We start from the raw sequence: 14,141 nt of genomic DNA, 5'->3' as shown, positions 1-14,141 counted from the left end.
TTATGCCTCCCGGCTGCGCGCACACATCATGGTTGCTTCGCAGACAATTTTTCCATCAACGGTCGCCACGCCTTTAAAGCGCGTCAGGCCACGACGGGTTTTCTCGAAAGTGACTTCCATAATCATCTGGTCACCTGGCACAACTGGACGCTTGAAACGCGCTTCGTCAATACCAGCAAAATAATACAGCTCACCCGGTTCCAGTCTACCCACGCTCTTGAACGCCAAGATACCGGTGGCCTGAGCCATGGCTTCGAGGATCAACACGCCAGGAAAAATCGGTTTGCCAGGGAAATGCCCCTGGAAAAACGGCTCGTTTACGGAAACGTTCTTCACCGCACGCAGATATTTATGTTCTTCAAAATCAAGGACACGGTCAACCAGCAAGAACGGGTAACGATGGGGAAGCAGCTCTAAAATCTCTGCAATATCTAGAGTATGAGTGTCAGTAGTCAAAATACTCTTCCTGTCTCTAAAATCTGATGGCATCAACAACACGGCCTGCTTTGACCCCAAAAGGAGATCATCAGGCAGGCCGCAAATTAATAACTCTTTGCGCTTTTGGTCGCTTGTCGACCAACGCGTTTCGTTTTTCTACCCGGTAAGGCTAAGGTGGACGGCGGTGACTAGTCTTTTCCGACTTTTCGTTCGACAGCTTTTAAGCGCTTGCTAATCTCATCGATATTCATCACCAACGCGGCGGTTTTACGCCAAACTTTGTTGGGTTGTAACGGAATGCCCGAAGAGTATACCCCAGGTTCGGTGATTGGTCGCATAACCATTCCCATTCCCGTCACAACGACCCGATCGGCAATCTCCATATGACCATTAATCACACTGGCTCCGCCGATCTGGCAATAACGGCCGATCTTCAGGCTGCCTGCCATGATCACACCACCAGCAACGGCAGTGTTTTCACCAATGACCACGTTATGCGCAATCTGGCATTGGTTGTCGATGATAACACCATTCCCGATCTGAGTGTTATCCAAGGCGCCACGATCGATGGTTGTACAGGCACCAATTTCAACGCGATCGCCGATAATCACCGTCCCTAATTGAGGGATTTTTATCCAATTACCACGTTCATTCGCATAGCCAAAACCATCGGCGCCAATCACGGTGCCCGACTGAATCAAACAGTGCTGACCGATCTCAACTTCATGATAAATTGTGACATTTGCCCATAAGCGTGTGCCTGCACCAAGGCACGCATTCTTGCCGATAAAACATCCTGGGCCGACAATCACATTATCGCCGAGAACCGCTCCGGACTCGATCACGGCATTTGCCCCAACGGCGACATTTTTACCAAGCTGCGCTTCAGGAGAAATTACCGCACTGGGGGCAACATCCTGAGCGGGCGCTGGGGTGGTGTCCATCAGTTGCGCCATACGCGCATAGGTCAGATAAGGGTTTTTCACCACGAGCGCCGCAGAACGGCAGTGTGGTAAGTCTGCTTCGGTCAGCACCACAGCGCTGGCCTGACAGGAAGACAGCTGCTCTTGATAGCGGCTGTTTGACAAAAACGTGATTTGGCCAGCTTGCGCGGAATGCATAGAAGCAATGCCGGTGATGACGAGATCGCCATCACCGTGCAATTGTGCATCCAACTGCTGTGCTAAATCAGCCAGTCGAATTGAAGGCATGTGTTATTTAACCTGTTTCAGCACGGCAGCAGTAATATCTTTAGAAGAACCGGCATAAGCAACGGCGTTAGCATCAATGACTACGTCGTAACCTTCTTTGCTAGCAACAGATTTCACTGCGTCCTGAATACGGCTCAGGATTTTATTACGCTCTTCCATTTGACGACGACGGTTATCCTGCTCAAAAGCCTGCGCTTTTTGAGAGAACTTCTCACGTTGAGCCATCACGTCTTTTTCCAGCTTGCTGCGCTCGCTCGCCTTCATGGTAGAACCATCACGCTGCAATTTCTGCATTTTCGTCTGCAAGGCGCGTTCCATATTCTGGAGTTCACTCGCACGGCCTTTGAACTCGCTTTCCAATTGTTTCGCCACGGTTTCGCGTGCTGGCAACTGTTGGAAAATGCTGGAAACGTTAACGACAGCGATCTTGTCAGCTGCTTGAACGCCTGCTGAAGCAGCCATTGCTAAACCGAGGCCTGCGGCACACAACCACTTTTTCACTATAAACTCCTTACCATCACCCGTTTGTGTCATATGACACTTGAAATACACAATTTGCCAGACTTGCCTCGATATACAATGAGACTTTTCTTTCTCTCTATCTTAGACAGTCTGGCAGTTGTGATTCTTAGTTACTGCTACACACAAAAGTGCGACCCGTTACCAAGTCTTACCAATGTTAAACTGGAACTGTTCGGATTTGTCGCCTTCGTAATCTTTGATCGGATTCGCGTAAGAGAACACCAACGGCCCAAGCGGCGACATCCATTGCAGCGCAATACCGGCGGAAACACGAATGTTACCCGGCTTGCTGTAGTCTGGTATATCGAAACCTGATGTCTGGTTTTTCTCCCAGTTGCTATCCCACACGGTCCCTGCATCAACAAACAGTGACGTGCGTACCGAGTTAGCATATTTTTCACTGATGAATGGCGTCGGCGTAATCAACTCCATGCTGGCAACAGCCATGGCGTTACCGCCAACCGCATCGTCAGAACTACAAATTTTGGTTCCATTGCTACAGCTGTAGGAATTGGAATTGTAATACACCGCTTTCGGACCAATAGTATTGGACTGGAAGCCACGCACGGTGCTAGAACCACCGGCATAGAAGTTCTCATAGAACGGCATTTCTTTACCGCCCAGACCATCGGCATAGCCTAAACGGCCACGCCCTAACAGTACCCAAGTACGATCGTCGTTAATCGGCAGGTACTGCACACTGTCCAACGTCACTTTGTAGTATTCGTTGTCTGAGCCAGGAATCGTGACTTTACCGTTCAAGGTAGTCCGGTTACCTGAAGTTGGGAAATAACCACGATCCAGATTGTTATAAGTCCAACCCAGATTCAGCGTGAAATCATCCGCCTTGAAGCTGGCACGATCCATGGTGTTCGGGTTTTCGCCCATCGACTGCAGATAGCGCCACATCGCGATCTGAGGTTGCATTTTCGACAGGCTGTTATGCACATAACCTAGGCCAGCACGCAATGAGTTGTTTTCATTGATTGGGAAGCCCAGTGTGCCATCAACACCATAACTGCTGTTGGTATAATCAGACAGATCGGCATCATCTGCTTTAAAGTCGTTATAGAAGAGACGACCGCCCAAGCTCACACCGTCAACGGTGAAGTAAGGGTTGGTAGCAGACAATTCGGCATACGTTTGGTAATCGTTCTTGGTGCCGCTGACACCCACTGAATACCCTGTTCCCAGCCAGTTGTCTTGCTGCACGCCAACCTGGAAGCTGACGCCGCTTTCTGTACCATAGCCCACGCCGAAGTTAAAGGTACCGGTGTTACGCTCTTTAACTTTATAGGTGACATCAACCTGGTCAGCCGTACCCGGAACGCGCTGGGTTTCAACATCGACAGTCTCAAAATAACCGAGACGGTTCAGACGCTCTTTACCCTGCTCAACCTGGTCGTTGCCCAGCCACGCACCTTCCATCTGACGCATTTCACGACGCAGTACGGAATCTTTGCTGGTGTCATTGCCTTCAAACTTGATACGACGAACGTAGAAACGGTTGCCCGCATCAATGTTGACGTGCAATTTAACGTTTTTATCCGCGTCGTTAATTTCAGGCTGTGTTTGAACACGCGGATAGGCATAACCATAACGACCCAACATCTTCTTGATGTTGTCTTCCATTTTGGTCACTTTGCTGCCGTTATACAGTTCACCGGGTTCAATTTTGGTCAACTGGGCAACCTCAGCAGAGTGCCCCGCTAGGTTACCGTTCACCACCACATCGGCAAGCTTGTACTGATCGCCTTCGGTAATATTGATGGTGATATAGATACCTTTCTTATCCGGCGTCAGGCTAACCTGCGTCGAATCAATATTGAAACGTGCGTATCCGCGATCCAAGTAAAAACTGCGCAAGGTTTCAAGATCACCCGCCAGCTTCTGCTTCTGATATTTGCGATCGCCTACCACGTTCCACCAAGGCACCTCATCACGCAATTGGAAGCGTGAAATCAGCTCATCATTGGTAAAAGCATGATTACCCACAATGTTGATTTGCTGAATTTTGGCAGAAACCCCTTCGGTGAAGACCAGTTTCAGATCGACACGGTTACGCGGTAATGGCGTCACAACGGCTTTCACCGAGGCGCTGTATTTACCGACGCTGTAATAGAAGTCCTCCAGACCTTTTTCAATGCTGGAAATCGTCGTGCGGTCGAGCGCTTCGCCAACCCGGACGCCAGAGGCCTCTAGGTTTTGCTTGAGCATGTCATCCTTCACCGACTTATTGCCGGAGAAAGTGATGCTAGCAATGGTAGGACGTTCCTTAACCTGAACGATCAACGTATTACCATCACGCAGAACGCGTACGTCCTCAAAGTTGCCAGTGGCAAACAAAGCACGAATGGTATTACTGATATCATCATCAGTGACGGTATCGCCTACGCGAACCGGCATGTTGAGTAACGCCGCACCGACGGCGACTCGCTGCAGGCCTTCGAAATGAATATCTTTCACTACGAACCCGTCTGCACCGTATACGGTGGCGCTGCCAAACAGCAGCGACGCTATGAGCAACTTTTTCATCGCCATCGTTGTTATGCGTTCTTCCTAACCTATCCCCGCCCCTAAAGGCGAGAAAAATCATTGAAAAGTGCAAGACCCATTAACAGTACCAACAAGATCGAACCTATGCGGTAACTGTAGTCTTGTACTCGCTCGGAAACCGGCCCCCCTTTCAGCTTTTCTATCGCCAGGAAAAGGAGATGCCCACCATCTAACACCGGTAATGGGAACAGGTTGATAATCCCCAGGTTGACGCTAATCAACGCCAGAAACATCAAGTAATACACAAACCCAACCCCGGCTGATGCCCCTGCTCCCTGTGCTATGGAAATCGGGCCGCTCAGGTTATTCAGTTTTACATCACCGGTTATTAATTTACCCAGCATGTTGACCGTAAGGCGCATCAACTGCCAGGTTTTGTCCCCAGCCTGATACAACGCAGGGAACGGGCCATACTGGCGTATTGTCTTGTACTCATCCGGCAGTGGTAACACCTTCGGAATAATACCGGCAAACCCAACCGTGTTGCCTTTGCCCACCGATTTTGTATCCGGTATGAGCGTTAAAGACAAGGGCTCGCCATTTCTTTCAATCTCTAAAGCCAGTGGTTGCCCAGGCGCATTGTGAATCCGCTTAACCAGCGTCTGCCAACGGCCTAACAATTGCCCATCGACTTTAACGATCCTATCTCCTGCTTGCAAACCGGCTTTTTGTGCAGCTGACCCCGCTTGCACCTCAGCTAGCACCGATTCTATCTGCGGGCCGCGTGGGATAATCCCCAACGAAACCACGGGATCTTGCTTGTCTGGCTCAAAATGCCACTGGCGTAAATCCAGCATTTTATTAACGACCTGTGATGAACCAAACGGCGCAACGCCAACCTCGGTTTGCACATCACCAATTTTCGTCACTAGCGCCAAACGAACTGATTCCCAATCAGGCGTTTCGATACCGCCAACAGACTTTAGTTCCATTCCTGGTGAAATTTGAGCTTCAGCCGCAATGGATTGTGGCGAAATTTCGCCAATCACCGGGCGGAAGCTAGGAACACCGATAATGAATACCAACCAGTAGGCTAGAATAGCAAAAAGGAAGTTAGCGATTGGGCCAGCACTCACGATAGCGGCACGCTGATAGACCGTTTTATTGTTAAAAGCGTGATGGCGTAGTTCCGGCGCAACCGTCTCGACGCGCTCATCGAGCATCTTCACGTAACCGCCCAACGGAATCAATGCGATAACAAATTCGGTGCCATGACGGTCGATACGTCGCCATAATGCGCGACCAAAACCGATAGAGAAGCGTTCAACGCGGACGCCACAGCGTCGAGCCACCCAAAAGTGGCCGAACTCATGCACGGTGATTAAGATGCCGAGTGCAATAATAAACGCTATCAGGTTCCAGAGTACGCTGAACATCATCCCTTCACTCCCCGTCACTGACGGATTAAAACACTAATAGCATCAAGCAGGCAAATACTGGCACTGCTGCGGTCAGACTGTCGATGCGATCAAGTATCCCACCATGACCCGGTATCAGATGGCTACTGTCTTTGATGCCTGCTTCACGTTTAAACATGCTTTCAGTGAGATCGCCTAGCACAGAAGCCAACGCGGCGATCACTGAGCAAACCAATAAGGTCGCTGGAATCACATTTAACGGCGCGTAACGGCCAAACAGCCATGATATTAACGCTGAGGTCACCAATCCGCCGATCAACCCTTCCCAGGTTTTACCGGGGGAGACCTTGGGTGCCAATTTATGCTTACCGAACAGTTTACCGAACATATAGGCGCCGGAATCCGCACCCCATACCAACAGCATTACGTACAACAGCCACCAAGCGCCGGTAAAATGATTCTCTTCGTAACCCAATTGGCGCAACGCCATCATGCCCCAGAAAAATGGCACGATGGTCAATACGCCAAAGCCCAGACGCAACAAACGGGAGTGACGCCATAACGACGCAGAGCCAGGGTAGGATAACACCAGTAGCAATGCGGCTATCCACCAGCCCAGCGAGGCCCACAACGGGCCACTCACCAGCGAAAGGTGAACGGAGTAATGATAAGCGGGTACACAAAGCAGCATGAGCGCAAGCAAAAAGCCACACAATATCGCCAACCAAATACGTTGAGAACGCGAGGGAAAACCGGCTAATTGCCCCCATTCCCAGGCGGCTAACATGCAGACCACCAACGTTACCAGGGCAAAGCCCACGGGTGGCAACAAGAACAACGCTGCGATAACGAGCGGTATTAAAATCAGAGCTGTTATGAGGCGATACTTCAGCAAAAGTTCCCCCTAGGACGCATCTGCGCCGATAGGTGTTGTTCCCCCGAAGCGACGCTCGCGTTGTGCAAATGCATTCAGCGCACCTTCAAAGACAAGTTCATCAAAATCAGGCCAGAGTACATCAGTAAAGTAAAGCTCGGCATAAGCAATCTGCCATAATAAAAAGTTACTGATACGGTGTTCACCACCGGTGCGGATTACCAGATCCACCGGAGCCAGCTCGCTCATGCAAACCTGCTCGCCCAATAACTCTTCACTAATCTGATCCGGGCGCAGTAATCCTTCCTGCACTTGTTCAGCCAGATACTTCACTCCCTGAATGATATCCCAACGACCACCGTAATTTGCAGCAATGTTGAGAGTCAGACCATCGTTATTTTCTGTCAGTTGCTCAGAGCGACGAATTCGCTCCTGCAAACGGGCGCTGAAACGGCTGACATCACCAATCACACGCAGCCTGACATTGTGTTTGTGCAGACTTTTAACTTCACTGTCCAGGGCACGTACAAAAAGCTCCATTAACGCTGAGACTTCCTGCGCCGGACGATTCCAGTTCTCGCTGCTGAAGGCATAAAGCGTGAGCGCATCCAAATGATGGCTAGCGGCAAAGCTCACGGCTTTACGCACCGATTTCACCCCTGCTTTATGACCGAAGACGCGTAACTTGCCCTGACGTTTGGCCCAACGCCCATTGCCGTCCATGATAATAGCGACATGACGCGGCCCAGAGATGGGCGGAATAGCCTCTTGTTGATTTGCGGACGACATAACTCGTACTTATTTCCTCGATAGAAACACAACAACCTTTCTGGAACATCAAGTCCTTGCGCGCAAAAAAAGCCGTGTGCCCGACACGGCTTTTCAGTCAGCACCACCCGCGCGCCCAAATAAACGCTGGGAGCAAAGGCATTCGGGATGCCAATCAGGCCATTATTCAACAGCATAACCGCTGACAGGTGGCGCAGACTATATCACCTCAGCGATGCCTGAACAAACAGGCCCATTAAGGCGAGCGCAATTAACCAACAAAATCAGATAATATCGCCCAATCAAGCACTGAGTCCTCGCACCACCCCGGCAGCCACATCACGCGCCTGACGGTCAATGTCTAAGACCGCCTCAATACAGGTCGGTTCCTGTAAAGCCAGCCGTTCGACGACTTTTTGATTGACGACAGCGATATCAGTAAAGCGAATCTGCGCTCGCAAAAATGCGGCAACGGCCACTTCGTTAGCGGCATTAAGCGCGGTCGTTGCTGCTTGCCCGGCATCGAAAGCATCAATGGCCAGATACAGGCAGGGATAGCGTTCGCGCTCAGGCTCAGCGAAGGTCAACTCGCCAATGCGGCAGAAATCCAGTTCAGCAACACCGGAGTTTACCCGCTGTGGATAGGCCATTGCATGAGCAATTGGCGTGCGCATATCCGGTGTCCCCAACTGCGCCAGCACGCTCCCATCCACATAACGTACCATCGAATGTATGACCGATTGCGGATGCAGAATCACTTCCATTTGTTCGGCCGAGGCATTAAACAGCCAGCGCGCCTCGATATATTCCAGACCTTTATTCATCATGGTGGCAGAATCTACTGAGATCTTGCGCCCCATCGACCAGTTAGGATGGGCACACGCCTGATCCGGCGTCATCACAGCAAATTGCGCCAGTGGCGTCGTTCTAAACGGCCCACCAGAGCCGGTCAGAACAATACGTGACACACCATGTTCTTCTAATGAAGAGTATCCCAACTGACGCTGAATATTCTCAGGTAAACTCTGAAAAATAGCATTATGTTCACTATCGAGCGGTAATAACTTGCTTCGGCTTTTTTGCACTGCGTCCATAAACAGGCGCCCGCAGGTCACCAGCGACTCTTTATTGGCCAACAAAACCTGTTTGCCCGCGCGGATTGCCGCGAGCGTTGGCAACAACCCAGCAGCACCGACAATCGCCGCCGTTACTTGATCAACGTCATCCAACGCAGCCAGTTCGCAGGCTGCCTTGATGCCTGCCAATACCTCGGTTTTCACACCGTTTTCCGCCAAGATACGGCGTAATTCGCTCGCGGCTGCTTCATCAGCCATCGCGGCATAAGCAGGACGGAATTCCAGACACTGCTGCGCCATCACCGTCACATTATGACCGGCAACCAGCGCCTTAATGGCGAAAAGTTCGAGATTTTCTCTGACGACGGCCAACGTGCTGGTACCGACGGAGCCGGTGGAACCAAGAATAGTCAGTTGCTTCATGGGTTCGCTCTGAATAACTGTCTGATGAGATCGGAAGTGCCTCAGTGTGAAACCTTGTACACCCGTTGTCCATGATCTTTCAGTACGATAAAACGGGATCTGCAGCGCAAAAAACAAAGCGCCGCCTAGGCGACGCTTATTTCTTATACAGAACGGATTAGAACTCCATCAGCTCTTTTTCTTTTTCAGCCAGCGCGGCTTCGACCAGCTTGATGTAAGCATCTGTCATTTTTTGGATATCATCTTGCGCACGACGTTCGTCGTCTTCGCTGATTTCTTTATCTTTCAGCAGCGCTTTGATTTTATCGTTAGCGTCGCGACGCACGTTACGTACAGCAACACGGCCTTGCTCTGCCTCACCACGTACCACTTTGATCAGGTCTTTACGACGCTCTTCAGTCAACGCAGGCAATGGCACACGAATGTCAGTACCCGCAGAAGACGGGTTCAGACCGAGATCGGAGCTCATGATCGCTTTTTCGACGGCTTGGCTCAGTGAACGATCGAATACGTTAATTTTCAACGTACGAGAATCTTCTACCGTGATACTCGCCAGTTGACGCAACGGCGTTGCAGCACCGTAGTATTCAACCATAATACCGTCGAGAATGCTGGGTGAAGCACGGCCGGTGCGGATTTTACTGATTTGGTTTTTGAATGCTTCAACGCTTTTTTCCATGCGTGTGTCAGCATCTTTTCTGATGTCGTTAATCACGTTGCGAACCTTTGGAAGCGGGTTACTTGGCAGGCTTATTATAGCCCGTGAATTTTACTTGTAGGGGACAGGCGCGCAAGTCGCCACCCGCCCCGCTCAATCAGTATTGAGCAGCAATTACTTGCTGATCAATGTACCTTCGTTCTCACCCATCACGACGCGGCGCAGTGCGCCTGGTTTGTTCATATTGAACACACGGATTGGCAGACCGTGATCGCGCGCCAGCGTAAACGCCGCCAGATCCATCACTTTCAGCTCGCGCTCTAAGACGTCTTGATAGGTCAACTGTTCGTATAGCGTTGCATCCGGATTTTTGACCGGATCAGCGGAGTATACACCATCTACTTTGGTGGCTTTCAATACCACATCTGCTTCAATTTCAATCCCGCGTAAACAGGCCGCAGAATCGGTGGTGAAGAACGGGTTGCCGGTACCGGCAGAAAAAATGACCACGCGGTTGTTACGCAACAGGCTGATCGCCTCTGCCCAACTGTAGTTATCACACACGCCGTTCAGCGGAATAGCCGACATCAGGCGGGCGTTCACATAGGCACGGTGCAGTGCATCACGCATAGCCAGGCCGTTCATCACGGTAGCCAGCATTCCCATGTGGTCGCCCACTACGCGGTTCATACCGGCTTGTGCTAAGCCCGCGCCACGGAACAAGTTGCCACCGCCAATAACTACACCAACTTGAATTCCCAGTTCGACCAGCTCTTTTACTTCCTGAGCCATGCGATCCAAAACGCTAGCGTCGATCCCAAAACCTTCTGCGCCTTGCAGGGCCTCGCCGCTCAGTTTGAGCAGGATACGCTGATATACGGGTTTTGCATTGGTTGCCATGGTTAGTCTGTCCTAAGCAGCAGTAATAGTATTGGGGGTTTTTACCGATGAAATACACCTGCGCAGAGTATAACCCAGCAGGGCTCGCCATCGGAGTAAATCTGGCTGGATAAAGTTATACCCCAAATAACGCAGTATAAGGGGTATAAAATAGAACCGCCCGGAGGCGGCCCCATCAACAGGCATTAAGACTGTTTGCTCATTGCTGCAACTTCAGCAGCAAAGTCACTTTCAACTTTCTCGATGCCTTCACCCACTTCGAAACGGATGAAGTTAACAACGTCTGCACCCTGCTCTTTCAGCAGTTGACCAACGGTTTTGCTTGGATCCATAACGAAAGGCTGACCGGTCAGAGAAACTTCACCGGTGAATTTCTTCATGCGGCCTTCAACCATTTTCTCTGCGATTTCTTTCGGTTTGCCAGATTGCATCGCGATGTCCAACTGAACCTGGTACTCTTTCTCTACCACTTCAGCAGACACATCTTCAGGCTTAACGAACTCTGGTTTGCTTGCTGCAACGTGCATTGCCAGCTGCTTAACCAGTTCTTCGTCTGCGCCTGTCGCGGCAATCAGAACGCCGATACGAGCACCGTGCAGGTAGCTACCCAGCACATCGCCTTCCAGGGACGCAACGCGGCGAATGTTGATGTTCTCACCGATTTTTGCCACCAGCGCTACGCGCTCTTCTTCGAACTGAGCTTTCAGCACGTCAACGTCAGTGATTTTGCCAGCAACCGCGGCATCCAACACTTTATCTGCAAACGCCTGGAAACCAGCATCTTTAGCAACGAAGTCAGTCTGGCAGTTAACTTCCAGAATCACACCGTAGTTGCCTTCGATCTTGGTTTTGATCACGCCGTCAGCAGCAACGTTGCCTGCTTTTTTCGCAGCTTTGATCGCACCAGATTTACGCATGTTTTCGATTGCCAGCTCGATGTCGCCATTGGATTCGACCAGCGACTTTTTGCAATCCATCATGCCTGCGCCAGTACGCTCACGCAGTTCTTTTACCAGGGCAGCGGTAATATCAGCCATTTCTTTATTCCTCGGTTATCTCGCTCGGAGATTTACCCTTCATCTTTCGAGCCGCCGCTGGGTTTACAACCGTCTCTCAACCCAGTCACTTGGCTCACCAAGCGGCTGGCGGAGGGCTCAGTTGCCGACTTACCGCAACTCGAATATTGGGTAGGGTTCTCATTCAGATAAGCAAAGGGGGCCTTTAAGGGGCCCCCCTAACCAACATATGTCAATACCTGGTTAATAAGGGCTCGCGTTCGAGCTTGCCTTATTATTCAGCTTCTACGAAGCTTTCTTCCGCCTGAACGGCCAGATCTTGAGAACGACCTTCACGAACAGCAGCAGCAACGGCGGTCAGGTACAGGTTAACTGCACGGATTGCGTCGTCGTTACCCGGAATGATGAAGTCAACGCCGTCTGGATCGGAGTTGGTATCAACGATAGAGAATACCGGGATACCCAAGTTGTTGGCTTCTTTGATCGCGATGTGCTCGTGATCGGCATCGATAACAAACAGCGCGTCTGGCAGACCGCCCATGTCTTTGATACCACCCAGAGAGTTTTCCAGCTTATCCAATTCACGAGTACGCATCAGCGCTTCTTTCTTGGTCAGCTTGTCGAAGGTGCCGTCTTGAGACTGAGTTTCCAGATCTTTCAAACGTTTGATGGACTGACGAACGGTTTTCCAGTTAGTCAGCATGCCGCCCAACCAACGATGGTTCACGAAGAACTGGTCGCAGTTGTGTGCAGCTTCTTTTACCGCTTCGCTTGCTGCGCGTTTGGTACCAACGAACAGGATTTTACCTTTACGGGAAGAAATCTTGGTCAACTCAGCCAGAGCTTCGTTGAACATTGGTACGGTCTTCTCCAGGTTGATGATGTGAACCTTGTTACGAGCGCCGAAGATGAAAGGCTTCATTTTCGGGTTCCAGTAACGGGTCTGGTGACCGAAGTGTACACCAGCCTGGAGCATGTCGCGCATGGAAACAGTTGCCATGATTAAACCTCTATAGATTAATTGGGGTTATGCCTCCACGTATCCCATAACGCCGACCCCAGAGTGATAAAACGCTTCACTTGAGGCACCCCGGCGTATGTGCCGATACGTGTGTGTTATTTACACAATGTGAGTGCAGTTAAAGTATTTTCGACAATCTCTGCCCTCGTCACTAGGACGAAGAGCGGATCGCCGGCGCGCTTTATACCATAAACCCGTCACCAACTCCAACTTTTGTTGCGCCTTCACCGCGCTTCGTTCGGCCGATATAGAGCGGTCAGGGGGCACGTTTAGGTCGTCTGTCCCCTAGCCAACGGTATGATGAACGCCGCCTTAGATACCAACCGCCTCCTGCCTGTGCTCACCTTTCCCACACTAACATCGCCTGTTTCCGTGATAGGTACCCTGTTTTGGGTGGGGATTCTCCCGCCATCGATGCCAGCAGGAAATGAAATTTGGCAGCGCCCCACCGGGCTGATACCATAATCATCTGCCCTTATTATTATTGTTGTCGGCACTCTCGACACACCTGCGGACGAATTTCATGGCAATCTCAATCAAAACACCTGATGACATCCAAAAAATGCGCGTGGCCGGCCGTCTGGCAGCCGAAGTGCTGGAGATTATCGAACCCTACGTCATTCCTGGCGTGACCACCGGCGAGCTGGATCGTATCTGTCACGAGTACATTACCGAAAAGCAGCAGGCCATCTCAGCTTGTCTGGGCTACCACGGTTTCCCTAAGTCGGTGTGTATCTCAGTCAACGAAGTGGTCTGCCACGGCATCCCAAGCGATGACAAGACGCTAAAAGATGGCGATATCGTCAATATTGATGTCACCGTTATTAAAGATGGCTGGCACGGTGATACCTCGAAAATGTTCCAGGTAGGTAAACCGACCATCCTTGGCGAGCGTCTTTGTCGCATCACGCAAGAAAGCCTGTATCTGGCCTTAAAAATGGTCAAGCCTGGTATCCGCTTGCGTGCGTTGGGTAAAGCCATTCAGCAGTTCGTAGAAGCAGAGAATTTCTCCGTAGTGCGTGAATACTGTGGTCACGGCATTGGTGAAGTATTCCACGAAGAACCGCAGGTACTGCACTATGACGCGGATGACGGTGGCGTAGTATTGCAACCGGGTATGACATTCACCATTGAACCGATGGTGAATGCGGGCGATTTCCGTATCCGCACCATGAAAGATGGTTGGACGGTAAAAACTAAAGATCGCAGCTTGTCGGCGCAGTATGAGCATACTATTGTGGTCACTGAAAACGGCTGCGAGATAATGACGTTGCGGAAGGATGACACCATCCCCAACATCATTACGCATGAGATGTAAGT

13 protein-coding genes are annotated in these 14,141 nt (G+C 50.8%); 1 reads left to right on the top strand and 12 read right to left on the bottom strand.

The annotated features are described in order from the left end of the window. From fabZ to rpsB, 12 genes are all read right to left on the bottom strand, one after another. Positions 1-456 (bottom strand): 3-hydroxyacyl-ACP dehydratase FabZ, encoded by a 456-nt coding sequence (gene fabZ, locus ACQKDS_RS13815; protein WP_399671513.1) that lies wholly within the window; start codon positions 454-456, stop codon positions 1-3. Positions 457-626: 170 nt separating this feature from the next. After that, a complete protein-coding gene (lpxD, locus tag ACQKDS_RS13810; RefSeq protein ID WP_399671510.1) occupies positions 627-1,649 on the bottom strand; it encodes a UDP-3-O-(3-hydroxymyristoyl)glucosamine N-acyltransferase in 1,023 nt (340 codons plus the stop codon). Positions 1,650-1,652: 3 nt separating this feature from the next. Then, positions 1,653-2,150 (bottom strand): molecular chaperone Skp, encoded by a 498-nt coding sequence (gene skp, locus ACQKDS_RS13805; RefSeq protein ID WP_399671507.1) that lies wholly within the window; start codon positions 2,148-2,150, stop codon positions 1,653-1,655. A gap of 159 nt (positions 2,151-2,309) precedes the next feature. Then, positions 2,310-4,712 (bottom strand): outer membrane protein assembly factor BamA, encoded by a 2,403-nt coding sequence (bamA, locus tag ACQKDS_RS13800; RefSeq protein WP_399671504.1) that lies wholly within the window; start codon positions 4,710-4,712, stop codon positions 2,310-2,312. Between the two features lie 35 nt (positions 4,713-4,747). Beyond that, complete coding sequence (rseP, locus tag ACQKDS_RS13795; protein WP_399671601.1) at positions 4,748-6,103, bottom strand: sigma E protease regulator RseP; 1,356 nt, start codon at positions 6,101-6,103, stop codon at positions 4,748-4,750. A gap of 28 nt (positions 6,104-6,131) precedes the next feature. Then, on the bottom strand, positions 6,132-6,980 hold the full coding sequence (gene cdsA, locus ACQKDS_RS13790; protein ID WP_399671501.1) for a phosphatidate cytidylyltransferase: 849 nt from the start codon (positions 6,978-6,980) through the stop codon (positions 6,132-6,134). A gap of 9 nt (positions 6,981-6,989) precedes the next feature. Further along, positions 6,990-7,748, bottom strand: coding sequence for a (2E,6E)-farnesyl-diphosphate-specific ditrans,polycis-undecaprenyl-diphosphate synthase (ispU, locus tag ACQKDS_RS13785; protein ID WP_399671498.1), 759 nt, complete (start codon positions 7,746-7,748; stop codon positions 6,990-6,992). Between the two features lie 281 nt (positions 7,749-8,029). Beyond that, complete coding sequence (ispC, locus tag ACQKDS_RS13780) at positions 8,030-9,226, bottom strand: 1-deoxy-D-xylulose-5-phosphate reductoisomerase (RefSeq protein WP_399671495.1); 1,197 nt, start codon at positions 9,224-9,226, stop codon at positions 8,030-8,032. Positions 9,227-9,383: 157 nt separating this feature from the next. Beyond that, complete coding sequence (gene frr / locus ACQKDS_RS13775) at positions 9,384-9,941, bottom strand: ribosome recycling factor (protein WP_399671492.1); 558 nt, start codon at positions 9,939-9,941, stop codon at positions 9,384-9,386. Between the two features lie 117 nt (positions 9,942-10,058). Then, positions 10,059-10,784 carry a UMP kinase gene (gene pyrH / locus ACQKDS_RS13770; RefSeq protein ID WP_004931940.1) on the bottom strand — a complete coding sequence of 242 codons (726 nt, stop codon included), beginning with the start codon at positions 10,782-10,784 and terminating at the stop codon, positions 10,059-10,061. A gap of 185 nt (positions 10,785-10,969) precedes the next feature. Beyond that, positions 10,970-11,821, bottom strand: coding sequence for a translation elongation factor Ts (tsf, locus tag ACQKDS_RS13765; protein ID WP_399671489.1), 852 nt, complete (start codon positions 11,819-11,821; stop codon positions 10,970-10,972). Between the two features lie 253 nt (positions 11,822-12,074). After that, on the bottom strand, positions 12,075-12,800 hold the full coding sequence (gene rpsB, locus ACQKDS_RS13760; RefSeq protein WP_399671486.1) for a 30S ribosomal protein S2: 726 nt from the start codon (positions 12,798-12,800) through the stop codon (positions 12,075-12,077). A gap of 544 nt (positions 12,801-13,344) precedes the next feature. Here rpsB and map point away from each other — a divergent pair. Beyond that, complete coding sequence (gene map, locus ACQKDS_RS13755; protein WP_399671483.1) at positions 13,345-14,139, top strand: type I methionyl aminopeptidase; 795 nt, start codon at positions 13,345-13,347, stop codon at positions 14,137-14,139. Positions 14,140-14,141: the final 2 nt, after the last annotated feature.

Source organism: Serratia sp. NPDC078593, from assembly GCF_050268245.1.
In the GTDB taxonomy this organism is placed as follows: domain Bacteria; phylum Pseudomonadota; class Gammaproteobacteria; order Enterobacterales; family Enterobacteriaceae; genus JBNNGK01.
This window is presented reverse-complemented; position numbering and strand designations above follow the sequence as displayed.